The following is a 14,371-nucleotide window of genomic DNA, read 5'->3' as shown; positions in this document are numbered from 1 at the left end:
GGCGGGCTCGTTGACCCGCGCAGCCGCCCGGACGGGCCGGTATTGGCCGGTATTGGCCGGTTTTGGAGGAGAGGTCATCGTGAGCGTCACCGACTGGATCGGGCAGACCAGCCGTGAGGTGCGGATCCGCGAGCTGCGCTCGGGCGCACCCGGCTGCGCCGCCGTCGTCCGGCGCACCTACCAGGCGGGCGCCGACGAGTTGTGGAGCGCCGTCACCTCGCCGGAGCGGATCGCGCAGTGGTTCCTGCCGCTCTCGGGTGACCTGCGCGCCGGCGGCACGTTCCAACTGGAGGGCAACGCCGGCGGCGAGATCCTGGCGTGCGACCCACCCCACCGGCTCCGGCTGACCTGGACCTTCGGCGGGGCACCGGAGAACGAGGTCACCCTGACCCTCACCCCCGCCGGCCACGGGCGGACCACCCTGGAACTGGAGCACGCCGGACCCGGCGAGGGCGACGGCGTCCCACCGCTGGTGCTGGCCGTCGGCGTCGGCTGGGACCCCGCACTGGTCGGCCTCGGCCAGTACCTGAGCGGCGATCACCCCGACCGGACGTGGTGGTTCGAACCCGCGCAGGCCCGCGAGTTCACCCTGCTCTCGGTGACCGCCTGGGCCGCCGCCCTGGACCTGGCGAAGGTCGCCGCCCCCGAGGTGGTGGCGGCGACGGCGGAGCAGACGCTCATGTTCTACGCGCCGGAGTGACGGGCCGGCGCGGCCTGGCTGGGCGACCGTCAGGACAGTAGGGCGGCGCTGAACTCCGTGCGGTGGGCGGCGAGCCAGGACTGGAGGCGGTCCCAGCGGGGCCAGCCGCCGCGGGTGGTGAAGGCGTGCAGGTAGGCGGGGTCGCCGGTGGCCACGCGGTGGGCGACGAAGGCGCGGCAGGTGGCGGTGGCCTGTTCGACGACGGTGGGGAGCTCGGCGCGGTCGGCGGGGGAGAGGTCGTAGCCGTCCGCCAGGACGCGCAGGCGGTGCGCCGGGTCGAGTCCGGCCGGGTAGAGGGCGGCGGCGGAGGCCGGGTCGAGCATGGGCGCCCAGTAGCGGGCCGTCATTGCCACGTCCCAGAGCGGGCGGCCGGGCGCGGCGAAGTCGAAGTCGATCAGGGCGGCCGCGCGGCCGTCGCGGAAGACCACGTTCTCCGGGCAGACGTCGTTGTGGCACAGGACCGTTCCGCCCAGCGGGTCGGCGAGGTCGCGGGACCACGGGGCGGTGGTGTCGAGCGGGACCGCTGCTGCGGCGTCGTGCAGCCGGCGCAGGAGGGTGCCGAGGGAGCGTAGCGCGGCCGAGGTCATCGCCCAGGCTGGGAAGGGGGGTTGGGGTACGTCGCCGGGGAGGAAGGTGAGCTGCTCGCGGCCGGCCGAGGTGAGGCGGACCGGTGCTGGGCAGGCGTCGAACCCGTGGGACCGCAGCGCCCGTAGGTGGGCGTGCAGGGCGCGGGCGGCGGGCGGTGCCGGGCGATCGACGAGCGGGCCGCGACGGAAGACGGCGCCGGCGTTCGCCAGGCCGCCGGCGAGGGGTTCGGGGGCGGCGAGGGGTTCGGGGACGGCGGTCATGCGGTCACGGTAGCCGGGTGGCAGTGCGTCCGGATGGGTTCAGGACGGGTCGGGCCGGGACAGCGCCGGGAGCGCCACCTCGTGGTGGAAGCGGTGGATGTGAGCCTCCATCAGGTCGCCCGCCGACTCCGCGTCGCCGCTGGTGATCGCCCGGTGGATCGCGTGGTGCTCGACGCGCAGGGTGGCGGCGGCCGCGTCCCAGTCGGCGATCCGGTGGAAGGCGGCGAGCAGGGGATGACGCACGGCGTTGCGGACGGCGATGGTGAGGTCGGCCATCAGCCGGTTGCCACCGGCCTCGGCGACGGCGACGTGGAACGCGGTGTCGTACTCGTTGAACTGTTCGCGGGTCAGCTCGGGATCGTCCATCCGGGCCAGCAGCTCGCCGGCCGCGGCGAGCTGCTCGGCTGCCTCGCCCGTGGCGGCGCGCTCGGCGGCGAGGCGGGCGCTGGAGCGTTCCAGGGCGGCGCGGGTGTCCACCATGTCGGCGAGCGGGAAGTTCGCCAGAGCGAGGTGGAAGCGGAGCAGCTGGCTGAGCCCGGCGCTCGGCAGGGCGGCGATCACGCTGCCGGAGTCCGGGCCGGTGCCGACCTTGGCCCGGACGACCCCCTGCGCCTCCAGTACCCGCAGCGCCTCGCGGATCGCGGCACGACTGACGCCGAGCAGCTCGACCAGCTCGCGCTCAGGGGGGAGGCGGTCGCCGACCCGGAGCTTGCCGGCGCGGATCTGCTCCTCGATCCGGTCCAGCACCAACTCGAAGGTGCGTGAGCGGGGAACCGGTTCCCAGTCAGTCGGCTCCGCCATGACGCTCTTCCGCTCCGCTCCGCTCGCACCCGGACGGCGCGGCTCCTGTCCGGCCTGACCGGCCCCGATGGTTCTCCCGATCATAGGTCAACCCGGGTGGAGGTCGGGGTGGGCGCGGGGTGTCGGGGTGGGGGTGAGTGTGGGGGCGGTGTGGGCCGGGGTGTGGGGGAGTGGGTGTAGCGGGGTGCAGGGGTTCCGGCTTGGGCCGCTGGTGAACGGTCCAGCTGGGGTCTGGGGGTGGGCCGTCATGCGGTCGTCAGGGGGCGCCTGCGGGGTGGCCGGACGTCTCGGGGTGCTGGGGGTCGCGCGGGAGCGGGTGTTGTGGGGCGTTGGGCTTCCGGCTTGGGCTGCCGGTGATCGGTCCAGCTGGGGCCCGGGTGACGGATCGTCAGGCGGTCGTTGGTGGGAGTGGCCGTCCCGGGGTGTGTCGGGTCGCCCGGGGGCGGGTTGTCGGGGTGGGGCCCCGGGGGTTGCGCGGTGTCGGGCTTCCGGGCCGGGCTGCTGGTAATCGCTCCAGCCCAGGGTCAGAGTGACGGGTCGTCAGGTGGTCGCTGGTGAGGGCGGCCGCCTTCGTGGCGGCCGGGGCGCTGGGCTCAGGGTCGTCCGCGTGTTCCGAGGTGCTGCGCTCCTGGTTCGGGCCGCCGGTGATCGCTCCCACCGGCGGCCCGGGTGACGGATCGTCAGGCCTTGGGTGTCTCGGCCGGCTTGCGGGCGAGCAGGAGGGCCTGCGGGACGAGCTCGGTGCCGTCGGCGGCGGGAGCCCGGACCAGGCGGGTGTGGACGGGGAGGCCCGCGGTGGCGAAGGCGGCGATGACGAACTCGGGGGTGCGGGAGTAGTAGTCAAGGCTCACCGGGCGGCCGAACAGCTCATCGCGGCGGTGCGGGCGGTCGCGGACCTGGAAGGCGGTGAGGAGTTCGCCGCCGGGGGCGAGCACCCGGTGGAACTCGGCCAGCGCCTGCGGGAGTTGCTCGTCGGGAAGGTGGATCAGCGAGTACCAGGCGAGGATCCCGCCGACGCTGTCGTCGGGGAGGTCGAGGTCGGTGATCGAGCCGACCTCGAAGCGCAGGCCGGGGTGGGCCTGCCGGGCCTGGGCGATCATCTGCGGCGAGAGGTCGATACCGAAGGCGTCGAGGCCGTGGTCGCGCAGCCGGACGGTGAGTCGACCGGGACCGCAGCCGAGGTCGGCGACCGGGCCGAGGCCGGCGGCGGCGACCGTCTCGGCGAAGGTGCTGAACACCGCGCGGTCCAGCGGCTTGATGTCCGGGGCGTCGCCGAACCGAGCGGTGTAGTCGGCGGCGATCGCGTCGTAGGAGGCGCGGGTGTTGCTGAGGAAGTCGGGCTCGGCGGGGGTCATGCGGAAGACCCCTCCGACGTGGCTGCGGTGGCGGTGCTCGTGGCGGCGGCAGCACCGGTGGTGCCGGTGGTGCCTGCGGGCGCGTCGGCCGGAACCACGGCGAGGGCGTCCACCTCGACCAGGACGTCGGGGCGGAACAGGCCGGCCACGACCATGGCGGTGCTGGCGGGAGGGCGCTCGGTGTCGATGACGGCGTCGCGGGCCACTCGCAGGGCGGGCAGCTGGTCGCGGTCGGTGACGTAGAAGGTCAGCTTGAGGACGTCGGCGAAGGTGGCGCCGGCCGCGGCGAGGGCGCGGCCCAGGTTCTCGAAGACCTGGCGGGCCTGGGCCTCGGGGTCGCCCGGGCCGACCAGCTCGCCCTTCTCGTCGAAGGCGACCTGGCCCGAGACCGCGATGGTGCGGCCGGTGCCCCAGGCCACGTGGCTGTATCCGTTGCCGGGCGCCAGCCCCTCCGGCGCGACCAGATGCACGTTCTCGGACAATGGAGCTCCCCTGTTGGTAATGCCCACCATTAATAATGCCCAGCATTAAGCGTCGTCGTCCGCGCTCCGGTCGCGTGGGGCGAGCATCGAACGTCGACGGTCGAGAGTCATGAGTCGAGGGGCGATGGTCGATCCGGCGATCGGGGCCCTGACGGGACGTCGGGCGAGATCACGGTAGGCGAATCGCCGAGATCTCGCTGATGCTCGACATTAATAATGGCCAGTATTAACATCGATGGCATGGCACGCAGCACAGGACAAAGCGACACCCGCGAGAAGCTGATCCTCGCGGCCGAGCAGCTCTTCGCGACCCAGGGCGTGGACGGCGCGCAGACCAGGGACATCGTCCGGCTCGCCGGACAGGCCAACCCCTCCGCCGTCCAGTACCACTTCGGCTCCCGGGCCGGCCTGCTCGAAGAGATCATGAAGGGTCGGCAGGACCGGGTCGAGCACGCGCTCGCGCCCCGCCTGCCGGAACTCATGGCGATGGGCCTGCCGGACCTGCTCCGCACCCTGGTGGGCGCCGAGGCCACCGAGCTCGGCACCGAGCGCGGCCGCTGCGCGCTGCGGATCTCCGCGCAGGTCAGCCACCAGAGCGGCATCCGCACCCGCACGCCGCACCCCACGCTGGCCGGCGGCGGCTACTGGCGCCTCTTCGACCACATCGGCGAGCGGCTCGCCACCCAGCCCGGCGCACCCGGCCTGCCCGAACCGGTCCGGCTGGAGCGCCTCGACCTGGCGCTCACCCTGATCGGCGCCGCACTGGCCGACCGTGCCCGCCAGTACACCGACGGCGAGCAGCCGCTCACCGACGAACCCTTCTTCCTCGCCGACCTGGCGGGGATGGCGACGGCGCTGCTCCAGGCGCCGGCACCGCAGCTCTGACGCGGACGGGCCCACGCCGGGCGCAACCCGGCCCCGGTCCCTGACGCGTCGACAGCACTCCCACGCAGTACGCAGTACCCCACGAGGACGTGATCCAGATGACCGACCGCACCGACAACCAGCCGACCACTGCGGCTACCCCCGCTCCCGCCCCGGCCCCCGCTCCGAGTGTCGCGCCCGACCTGACGGGCAAGACCGTCATCGTCACCGGTGGCGCCCGCGGCCTGGGCGCCGAGGCGGCGCGGCTCGCCGTAGCCGCCGGCGCCAACGTGGTGCTCACCGACCTGCTCGACGAGGAGGGCCGGGCCACCGCCGCCGAGCTCGGTGCCCGTGCCCGGTTCGTCCGGCACGACGTGACCTCGGTCGAGGACTGGCAGGCGGTGGCGGAGTTCGCGCTCGCCGAGTTCGGCTCGATCGACGGCCTGGTGAACAACGCCGGCATCGCCACCGGCACCTTCCTCGCGGACGAGAGCGTCGAGTTCTTCCGCAAGGTGGTGGACGTCAACCTGACCGGTGTGTTCATCGGGATGAAGACGGTGATCCCGGCGATGCGGGCGGCGGGCGGCGGCTCGATCGTCAACATCTCCTCGGCGGCCGGCCTGATGGGCCTGGCGCTGACCGCCGGCTACGGTGCGTCGAAGTGGGGCGTCCGGGGCCTGAGCAAGATCGGCGCGGTGGAGCTGGGGACGGACCGGATCCGGGTGAACTCGGTGCACCCCGGCATGACGTACACCCCGATGACCGCGGTGGCGGGCATCCAGCGCGGCGAGGGCAACTACCCGAACACCCCGATGGGCCGGGTCGGCGAGGCGCCGGAGATCGCGTCCGCCGTGGTGTTCCTGCTCTCCGAGCAGGCCTCCTACATCACCGGCGCGGAGCTCGCGGTGGACGGCGGCTGGACCACCGGTCCGACGGTGAAGTACGTCATGGGTCAGTGACGGCGGCCGGGGCGAGGCGCGGGAAGAGGCGCTCCCGTCCCGGCGCGCCCAGCCTGGGCCGGTGATCAGCAGCCCGCCGCGCAGCAGCCAGCTGCCGCGATCGCACGGCGGCTGGACAGCTGGACCACCGGCCCGTTGGACCACCGGCCCGACCGTGAAGTACGTCATGGTCAGTGACGGTGGCCGGGTCGAGCCCAGGAGGCGGAGTCAGAGGAAGAAGGTCACCCCGGTCGCCACCACGCTCGCGCAGAACGCCAGGACCAGCGCCTGGCAGTAGCGCAGCCACGCGCTCGCGGCGCGGCGCGTCCAGCGCGGGGCGGTGATCAGCGGTGCATCGCGCTGCAGCCAGGTGCGGGCTGCTGTCAGCAGTGCCCGCAGGCTGGCTGTCGTGATGGCGAGGAGCAGGCACTCGCTCAGCAGTCCCAGGGCGACGGGGAAGGCTTCCGGTTGGGTGCAGGCGTGGCCGGTGCAGCGGAAGTCGAGCGTGCCGCCGGGGGCGGGCTGGGGGAGCGGGTCGTGCAGGGCGAGGCTCCAGCCGGCGGAGCGGACGTGCATCGTGCCGGTGCACCAGGTGTCGACGCTGGAGCCCTTGGTGACCTTGGTGACGGTGGTGGTGCAGTGGTCGTTCTGGAAGACGGCCCGGTCGCCGGCCACCCCGGCGGCGCGGCCGAGCGGAAGGGCGAGGCCCAGCTCCAGCCGACCGACGAGCAGCAGCCCGAGCACCCCCGCGACCAGCAGCGTGGCCGCTTTGAGCAGACGCCTCATCCCGTTCCCCCTCCCCGAAGATCGTTTGTCGCCGACCGGGAGGGTAGCGCACTGCTGTTCGACTGTCAGTGGGCCGTGCCAGGCTGGAAGTGGAAGGGACGCACGGTCCCTGACGAGACGTCGGGAGGCTGCAGTGCCGGATTTCGTACCACCGGTGGCGGACGAGCGGTCGGCCTTGCTCGGGTACCTCGGGAAGCAGCGCGACGGGCTGCTGGCCGCGGTCGGCGGGCTGACCGAGGAGCAGGCGTGGTCGGTGCCGTCGGCGAGCGAGCTGTCGCTGGCCGGGCTGCTCAAGCACGGTGCGGTCACCGAGCGGCGCTGGGTGCAGGCGGGCCTGCTCGGGCGGGCCCTGCCAGAGCTGTGGCCGATCGTCGATCCGGCCGGCGAGTTCCGCCGCGAGGACGGCGACACGGTGGCGCGGTTGCTGACGGCGTATCGGGAGGTGGGCGCGGAGACGGAGCGGACGGTCGCGGAGCTGGCCTCGATGGACGTGCCGTGCCTGCTGCCGGAGGCGGCCCAGTGGTCGGCGCGGTGGGTGCTGCTGCACCTGATCGAGGAGACCGCCCGCCACGCGGGCCACGCGGACGTGATCCGGCAGTCGATCGACGGCGCGCACGCCGCCGACTTGTAGGGGGAACGCCTCGCCCGGCCCCGAAGACCCGCGACAGCGAAGAGCCCCACCACAGCGTGGCCGTAAACCGACCGCCGACCGCGCGTGCCCCGGTAGCGTGGACCCCATGGCGATCAGTGAAGGGGTGCTCGCCGAGCTGCGCGCGGTGCTCGGGAGCGGTGGCGTGGTGGCCGGTGACGATCCGGTGGCCGGGTTCGTGCGCGACGAGCGGGGGTTGCTGACGGCGCGTCCGGCGGCGGTGCTCCGGCCGCGCAGCACCGAGGAGGTCGCGGAGGCGGTCGCGGTCTGCCACCGGCACCGGGTGCCGGTGGTCCCGTTCGCGGGCGGTACCGGCCTGGTGGGCGGGGCGATGCCGGTCGGTGAGCGCGAGCAGGTGGTGCTCAGCGTGCGCGGGCTGGACCGGATCCGCAGCGTCGATCCGGCCGACTTCGCGCTCACGGCGGAGGCCGGCTGCGTGCTGACGGACGTTCAGCAGGCAGCCGAGCGGGCCGGTCTGTACTTCCCGCTGCGGCTGGCCTCGGAGGGCAGCGCCCGGCTCGGCGGCGCGGTGGCGACCAACGCGGGCGGCAGCAACGTGCTGCGGTACGGCATGACCAGGGAGCTGGTGCTCGGCCTGGAGGCGGTGCTGCCGGACGGCCGGATCTGGCACGGCCTGCGCAGCCTGCGCAAGGACAACACCGGCTACGACCTCAAGCAGCTGCTGATCGGTTCCGAGGGCACCCTCGGCGTGGTGACGGCGGCGACGGTGCGGCTCTTCCCGCTGCCGCGCCACCAGGCCGTCGCCCTGCTCGCGCTCCCCGGCCTGGAGTCGCTCGGCCCGCTGTTCGCGCTGGCCCGCGAGCAGTTGGAGGACCGGCTCAGCGCCCTGGAGCTGTTCGGCCGCACCGGCCTGGAGCTGCTGCTCGCGCACCAGAGCGGCACCCGTGACCCGTTCGACCGCCCGTACCCGCGCTACCTGCTGGTCGAGGCGACCGCCGCCGAGGACGGCGCGGGCCTGGCCGCGCAGTTGGAGCGGTTCCTCGCCGAGGCCGTCGAGCGCGGCCTGGCCGCCGACGCGGTGCCGGCGCTGGACCGTCCGCAGGCCCGCGCGCTCTGGGCCCTGCGCGAGGGCCTGCCGGAGGCCGAGAAGCGGGCCGGCGGCGCGGTGAAGCACGACGTCAGCGTGCCGCTCGGGTCGATCGGCGCCTTCATCGAGGCGGCCGAGCGGGCCCTCGCGGCCGCCTTCCGCAACGTCCGGGTGAACGCCTTCGGCCACGTCGGCGACGGCAACGTCCACCTCAACGTGCTGCTGCCGCCCACCCGCGCCCCCGAGGTCTCCCCGCTGGTGCACCGGCTGGTCGCCGAGCACGCCGGCTCGATCAGCGCCGAGCACGGCATCGGCCTGCTCAAGCGGGAGGCCCTGGCGGAGTACCGCAGCCCGCTGGAGCTGGAGCTGCTGCGCACCGTGAAGGCGGTCCTCGACCCGCTCGGCATCATGAACCCGGGCAAGATCGTCAAGTAGCGAAGGTGACCTGAGGCCCCGTCGGCAGTCGCCGACGGGGCCTCAGGTCACACCTCAGGACGTTCAGTTGATGGCGAAGTCGTCACCGTAGACGTTGCCCTGCCCGTACCAACCGTGCAGGTACACCGTGACGGTGCCCGTGGAGCCGGTGGTGAACGGCACGGTCAGCTGGGTCCAGCTGGTGCTGTTGGCCCAGCTGGAGGCGGTGGCACCGCCGCTGACGCCGACGTAGGCGTAGGGGCCCTGCACCCAGGCGGTCAGGGTGTAGGAGTGGTTCGGCAGCAGGGTGACGGTCTGGTCGCACTCACCGGTGGTGCCGGCGGTCGGCGAGACCTGCAGCGCGTGGCTGCCCGAGTGCACCGGGGAGCTGACCACGGCCGCGCCGCTCTGGCAGGTCCACGGGCTCAGCGAGCCGGTCTCGAAGCCGCCGTTGACCAGGCTGCCGCCGCTGTTGGAGCCGGTGACGGTCAGGGTGTAGGTGGCGGTGTGGCTGCCGGAGGCGGCGGTGCCGGTGATGGTCAGCGGGTAGCTGCCGGGGGCGACGGCCGAGGTGGTGCTGAGGGTGAGCGTCGAGGACGAGCCGGCGGTCACGGAGGCCGGGCTCAGCGAGGCGGTGACGCCGGCGGGGGCGCCGGAGACGGAGAGCGCCACGGACTGCGCGCTGCCGGAGGTGACCGCGGTGCTGACCGTGGCGGTGGCGCCGGCGCCGGCCTGGACCGAGCCGGACGCCGGGGAGGCGCTCAGCGAGAAGTCGTTGGCGGTGCTGCCGGTGACGGTCAGGGTGTAGGTGGCGGTGTGGCTGCCGGAGGCGGCGGTGCCGGTGATGGTCAGCGGGTAGCTGCCGGGGGCGACGGCCGAGGTGGTGCTGAGGGTGAGCGTCGAGGACGAGCCGGCGGTCACGGAGGCCGGGCTGAACGAGGCGGTGACGCCGGCGGGGGCGCCGGAGACGGAGAGCGCGACGGACTGCGCGCTGCCGGAGGTGACCGCGGTGTTCACCGTGGCGGTGGCGGAGCTGCCCGGGGCGACCGAGCCGGTGGCCGGCGAGTCGCTCAGCGAGAAGTCGTTGGTGGTGGTGCCGCCGCCCGTGGTGAAGGGCTCCAGCGCGTGGCTGAAGTCCCAGGTGTTCTGGGCGATGCCGGAGCAGGTGTCGGAGCCGGCGGTGCCGGTGCAGCCGCCGTTGTCACGCTGCAGGGCCCAGAAGGCCAGGGTGTTGATGCCCTTGGCGGTGGCCCAGGTCTGGACGTTCTGCGCGTCCGCGACGGTGGTGGTCTCGCCCGCGCCGAAGTCGTCGATGCCCGGCATCAGGGTGATGCCGATCGAGTTCCACAGCTGGGCGGCGGTCTTGCCCGGGTAGAGCTGGGCCAGCTGGCCCTCCAGGCCGGTGGCGGCGTTCTCGGCGTCGGTGCCCATCTCGTGGCTGGCGCCGTCGTAGTAGTCGAACGTCATGATGTTCACGACGTCGATCCGCGCGTTGTTGCTGACCGCGTTCTTCAGCACGGCGAGGCCGGAGTCGGCCAGGCCGCTGGTGGTGGTCGGCAGGGTGTAGGAGAACTGGACGGTGCGCCCGTTCGTCGCGGCCCAGTCCTCGACCAGCTTGATCGCCTTGTTGCGGCGGTCGATGCCGGCGGTGTTGGTCAGCGAGTTGTCCTCGGTGTCCAGGTCGATCCGGCTGACGTTGTAGGTGGTGATCACCGACTCGTAGGCCGCCGCGATCTGGTTCACGTCGGTGCAGCTGTCGGCGATCTCGGTGCCGCCGTCGTCCGCCGCGTAGCCGCCGAAGGACGGGATCACGTTGCCGCCGGCCGCCTGGATGGCCGAGATGTCGCTGCCGAAGCTGGAACTGGCGATCGGGGTGGTGGTGTCGCCGTCCCAGTACACCGAGCAGGAGCCCTTGGTGGCCGCCTGGACGAAGGCCATGCTCAGGTACTTGTTGCCGGACGCGGTGGCCTGCCCGGAGAGGCTGCCCGGGGTGTAGGCCTCGTAGTACGGCGCGAAGACGTGGGCCGGCAGCGGCGTGCCGGTGGTGGCCGCGTGGGCGGCGGTGCCGACGCCGACGAGCAGTCCGGCCGAGGCGGCCAGGGTGGCACCGGCGGCCAGCGCTGCCTGGACTGATCTGTGAAGTCGCATCAGTGTGCTCCAGCAGATGGGGGATATGGGGGTGGTGGCGCACGAACGGGCTTTGCACATGACAACGACCGGCGCGGCAGCGTCGGTTCGGGATCGGTGTGCGGGGGCGGGGGCGGCGGTGGGCAGCGTGGGGGTGCGACCACCGTCCGGCGGGGACGAGTCATATCGTTGGACTAGACCAGTTATCTGTCAAGAGACCTAACAATCCAACGGCCGGGACTCGCCCCCACCCTTCGGGTGCTCTTAAGGCACAGTTGAGGAACCGTCAGCCCCGTCCCTCAGTGCCGCCCCGCCGTCAGCAGGTGCCCGCTGATCCCCAGCAGCGTGGGCTCCGACTCGGCGGTGCGCAGCGCGGCCAGCACCTGCTCGCGCTGGTCCGGGTCGTCCAGCCGCTCCTCGATGCCGAGCAGCCAGGCGGCGCCCTCCAGGCCGTACTGGCCGGTCGTGGTCAGCCCGGCGGCGGTGAACTCGGCCGGCACCTCCTCGGGCCGGTGGAAGTAGGCGGTGGTGAAGAGGTTCTGCTCGCTCGCCGGGCGCAGTGCACCGCTGGCCACGCAGGCGTCGGTGGCGGCCCGGTTGGCCGGATCGAAGTAGGCGCCGCTGCGCATGGTGTCGTGCAGTCCGGCGAACCGGTTGATGGTCGCCGCCACCACCAGGCCGCCCGGGCGCACCGCGCGGCGGGCCTCGGTGAGGGTCGTCAGCCGGTCGGCCGGATCCGGCAGGTGGTAGAGCGGGCCGAGCAGCAGCACTGCGTCCGCCTCCCCGTCCGGCACGGGCAGGGCCCGCGCGTCACCCAGCGTGGCGGTCACGCCGGGTAGCCGGCCGGCCTGCTCGACGTGCAGCGGCACCGGGTCCAGCAGCTCGACGCGGTGGCCGTCGCCGGCCAGCCACTCGGCGTGCACGCCGGCTCCGCCGCCGACGTCCAGGACCCGCAGCGGGCCGGGTCCCAGCTCGGCCAGCAGGCGGCGCAGCACGTCCTGGGTGCGCCAGAGCTCCAGGCGGTTCTTCGGCAGGGCCAGCCGGCCGGCCTCGTTGCCGCGGTCGTAGTAGGCGAGGACTTCGGGGGCGAGGGAATGCGTCATGGCCGCGAGCCTGTCCCGTGCGGCCGGACGGGTGCAAACGAGTTTCCCGTTGCTCACCGTGAGTGACCAAGCTGGTGACCATCCCCACAGGCGTTTCCGGAGTACGAGCACGGGTCGTAGCGGTCTCCGCAGTGCTGGAGCGGTCGGCGCGGGCGGTCGGCACCGACCTACTACCGGGCGTCGTAGGGGCGGTGCTTGCTGCCCCGCCGAGCGCCGGGTTAAACCTGGACGAGTCGCCAAGCGCACCGCCCTCACCGGGACGGACCGTTCGGGTTCACCGGTACCGGCCATCGAGCCTGCTTCGAGTCTTCGAGGTGGTGGAGCGCTTCCGTACGGGCACCGACCGGCAACGGCGTGCCCACGGTCACCGACGCGCCCACGCAACAGTCCCGCGGCCCCGCGCCGCGCGGTGATGTTGTCGTGCGTCCGGGACCGGCAACCCCGAAGAGGTAAAGCAGTATGCGCAGCGCCCTGATGACCACCGTGGGTCGACGATCCTCCGTGGTCCTCGCCACGGCCGGCCTGACCGCCGCCGTCGCCGCCTCCGCCGTGGCCTTCGCGCTCCCCTCCGACGCCGCCACCGTCGCCACCGGCACCGCCGCCGGCGCTCCCGCGCACTCCGCCGCGGTCGACGCGCCGCACGGTGCCGAGCTGATGGACAAGCTGAAGCCGGCCCTGAACGGCACCCCCGTGAGCCTCACCCCGGCCGCCGCCGGCGGCAAGATCGAGAGCGCCCCGTACCTGGAGCCGGCCGCCAAGGGCAACGGCACCGCCCTGGCGATGCCGTTCCAGACCGAGCAGGCCAAGCCCGCCACCCCGGCCGCCCAGCCGGCCGAGGCCCCGCAGCCGGCCGCCCAGCCCGCCGCCGAGCAGCCGGCGCCGCAGCCGGCCCCCGCCCCGCAGCCGGCTCCGGCCCCGCAGCCCGCGCCCGCCCCGGCCCCGAAGCCGGCCCCGGCGACCGCCACCGACACCAGCCCGAGCGGCCTGCGCGCGCTGGCGCAGAGCATCGTTCCGGCCAACCAGTGGGCCTCGTTCAACAACATCGTCACGCACGAGAGCACCTGGAACTACCAGGCGGTCAACCCGTCCTCCGGCTCCTACGGCCTGGGCCAGGCGCTGCCGGCCAGCAAGATGGCCTCGGCCGGCGCCGACTGGAAGACCAACCCGGTCACCCAGATCAAGTGGACGCTGAACTACATGAACGAGCGCTACGGCAGCCCGAACGCCGCCTGGACCTGGTGGCAGGCGCACCACTGGTACTAAGCCGACCAGTGCACGCACGACCGGTGCCCCCGGATGGAGAACTCTCCGTCCGGGGGCACCGGCACGTGCTCAGGCCAGGCCGTTGGCCTTCACCCACTCCTTGGCCACCTGCGACGGGTCGTCCTTGTCCACGCTGACCTGCTTCATCATGGCCAGCAGCCCGGCGGTGTCCAGCTTGGCCGAGACCGCGTTCAGGGTGTCGGTGACGGTGCTGTTCGCCTGGGACTTGTAGACCACCGGCGTCACGTTCTGGGCGCCGAACAGGTTCTTCGGGTCGGCCAGCGGCACCAGGCCGAGCGAGGTGATCCGCGGGTCGGTGGTGAAGACGTCGCCGACCTGCACCGTGCCGTCCTTGATCGCGTTGGCGGTGGTGTCGGCGGTCGGCTTCCACTCCTTGAAGCCCACGCCGTAGACGTCCTGGAACTGCTGCTCGCGGCGGGACTTGAACTCCGGCTGCCCGCCCACGGTGAACTGGGCGCCCAGCGGCGCCAGGTCGGCGATGCTCTTCAGGTTGTACTTGGCGGCGGTCTCCTGGCTGACCGTCAGGGTGTCCTTGTCCTCGGCGGCGGCGGAGTTGAGCAGCTCGATCGAGCTCGGCAGGTCCTTGGCCAGCGCGGCGTTGACGTCCGCCGAGCTGGCCGCGGTTGACTTGGGATCCAGATAGCTCAGCAGACCGCCGTTGTACTCCGGCAGTATGGTCAGCTTGCCGTCCTTGAGCTGACCGTAGAGCACCTCGCGGCTGCCGATGTCGAACTTCTCGGTCACCTTGACGCCCTTGGCCTGCAAGGCCTGCGAGTAGATCGAGGCGAGCAGCACGTTCTCCGGGAAGTTCGCCGAGCCGATCACCACCTTGTTGCCGGAGAGCGGGTCGCTGGAGGAGCAGGCGGTCATCGAGAGGGCGGCGGCAGCGGCGACGGCGGCAGCGGTGAGCACACGTGCGGACAACATGGGGTAGTTCCTTCCGAAACGGTGAGACTGACGGGGTGTGAGGGG

General features: G+C 73.0%; 14 protein-coding genes. 6 read left to right on the top strand and 8 right to left on the bottom strand.

Annotated features, from left to right (window positions below):
• The first annotated feature begins 79 nt into the window (after window positions 1–79).
• A complete protein-coding gene (locus tag FHX73_RS02100; protein WP_170304807.1) occupies window positions 80–700 on the top strand; it encodes an SRPBCC family protein in 621 nt (206 codons plus the stop codon).
• Window positions 701–729: 29 nt separating this feature from the next.
• On the opposite strand, the gene FHX73_RS02095 is transcribed toward FHX73_RS02100, so the two are convergent.
• The 4 genes from FHX73_RS02095 to FHX73_RS02080 form a co-directional block, all read right to left on the bottom strand.
• The gene (locus FHX73_RS02095; protein WP_145902974.1) at window positions 730–1,548 is read right to left on the bottom strand and encodes a phosphotransferase enzyme family protein; all 819 of its coding nucleotides are present in this window, start codon (window positions 1,546–1,548) and stop codon (window positions 730–732) included.
• 39 nt (window positions 1,549–1,587) lie between these two features.
• On the bottom strand, window positions 1,588–2,349 hold the full coding sequence (locus FHX73_RS02090; protein WP_145902973.1) for a FadR/GntR family transcriptional regulator: 762 nt from the start codon (window positions 2,347–2,349) through the stop codon (window positions 1,588–1,590).
• Window positions 2,350–3,029: 680 nt separating this feature from the next.
• Window positions 3,030–3,704 (bottom strand): class I SAM-dependent methyltransferase, encoded by a 675-nt coding sequence (locus FHX73_RS02085; protein WP_145902972.1) that lies wholly within the window; start codon window positions 3,702–3,704, stop codon window positions 3,030–3,032.
• Window positions 3,701–4,216 (bottom strand): RidA family protein, encoded by a 516-nt coding sequence (locus FHX73_RS02080; protein WP_145902971.1) that lies wholly within the window; start codon window positions 4,214–4,216, stop codon window positions 3,701–3,703. The genes FHX73_RS02085 and FHX73_RS02080 overlap by 4 nt, the downstream gene beginning before the upstream one ends.
• 210 nt (window positions 4,217–4,426) lie before the next feature.
• Here FHX73_RS02080 and FHX73_RS02075 point away from each other — a divergent pair, with 210 nt between their 5' ends.
• The gene (locus FHX73_RS02075; RefSeq protein ID WP_145902970.1) at window positions 4,427–5,071 is read left to right on the top strand and encodes a TetR/AcrR family transcriptional regulator; all 645 of its coding nucleotides are present in this window, start codon (window positions 4,427–4,429) and stop codon (window positions 5,069–5,071) included.
• A 98-nt stretch (window positions 5,072–5,169) separates the two neighbouring features.
• Window positions 5,170–6,009 (top strand): glucose 1-dehydrogenase, encoded by an 840-nt coding sequence (locus tag FHX73_RS02070; RefSeq protein ID WP_145902969.1) that lies wholly within the window; start codon window positions 5,170–5,172, stop codon window positions 6,007–6,009.
• A 207-nt stretch (window positions 6,010–6,216) separates the two neighbouring features.
• Here the strand turns inward: FHX73_RS02070 and FHX73_RS45960 are convergent, their stop codons facing one another.
• The gene (locus tag FHX73_RS45960; protein WP_246213306.1) at window positions 6,217–6,774 is read right to left on the bottom strand and encodes a hypothetical protein; all 558 of its coding nucleotides are present in this window, start codon (window positions 6,772–6,774) and stop codon (window positions 6,217–6,219) included.
• Between the two features lie 133 nt (window positions 6,775–6,907).
• Between FHX73_RS45960 and FHX73_RS45955 the strand changes: the two genes are divergently transcribed.
• Entirely contained in the window at window positions 6,908–7,405 is a 498-nt protein-coding gene (locus FHX73_RS45955; RefSeq protein ID WP_246213305.1) for a DinB family protein, read from the top strand.
• Between the two features lie 106 nt (window positions 7,406–7,511).
• Window positions 7,512–8,906 (top strand): FAD-binding oxidoreductase, encoded by a 1,395-nt coding sequence (locus tag FHX73_RS02060; protein WP_211786113.1) that lies wholly within the window; start codon window positions 7,512–7,514, stop codon window positions 8,904–8,906.
• A gap of 63 nt (window positions 8,907–8,969) precedes the next feature.
• Here FHX73_RS02060 and FHX73_RS02055 read toward each other — a convergent pair whose 3' ends face one another.
• Together FHX73_RS02055 and FHX73_RS02050 are read right to left on the bottom strand one after the other, a co-directional pair.
• Window positions 8,970–11,033, bottom strand: coding sequence for a carbohydrate binding domain-containing protein (locus FHX73_RS02055; RefSeq protein ID WP_145902967.1), 2,064 nt, complete (start codon window positions 11,031–11,033; stop codon window positions 8,970–8,972).
• Between the two features lie 278 nt (window positions 11,034–11,311).
• On the bottom strand, window positions 11,312–12,115 hold the full coding sequence (locus FHX73_RS02050; RefSeq protein ID WP_145902966.1) for a class I SAM-dependent methyltransferase: 804 nt from the start codon (window positions 12,113–12,115) through the stop codon (window positions 11,312–11,314).
• Between the two features lie 459 nt (window positions 12,116–12,574).
• On the opposite strand from FHX73_RS02050, the gene FHX73_RS45950 reads away from it, so the two are divergent.
• Window positions 12,575–13,378, top strand: a complete 804-nt coding sequence (locus FHX73_RS45950) for an aggregation-promoting factor C-terminal-like domain-containing protein (protein WP_246213304.1) — start codon at window positions 12,575–12,577, stop codon at window positions 13,376–13,378.
• Window positions 13,379–13,447: 69 nt separating this feature from the next.
• Here the strand turns inward: FHX73_RS45950 and FHX73_RS02040 are convergent, their stop codons facing one another.
• The gene (locus FHX73_RS02040) at window positions 13,448–14,326 is read right to left on the bottom strand and encodes an ABC transporter substrate-binding protein (RefSeq protein ID WP_145902965.1); all 879 of its coding nucleotides are present in this window, start codon (window positions 14,324–14,326) and stop codon (window positions 13,448–13,450) included.
• Between the last annotated feature and the right edge of the window lie 45 nt (window positions 14,327–14,371).

The organism is Kitasatospora viridis, assembly GCF_007829815.1.
Classification (GTDB): domain Bacteria; phylum Actinomycetota; class Actinomycetes; order Streptomycetales; family Streptomycetaceae; genus Kitasatospora; species Kitasatospora viridis.
Note: the sequence above shows the minus strand (reverse complement) of the source record. Positions and strands in the feature narration are given on the sequence as shown.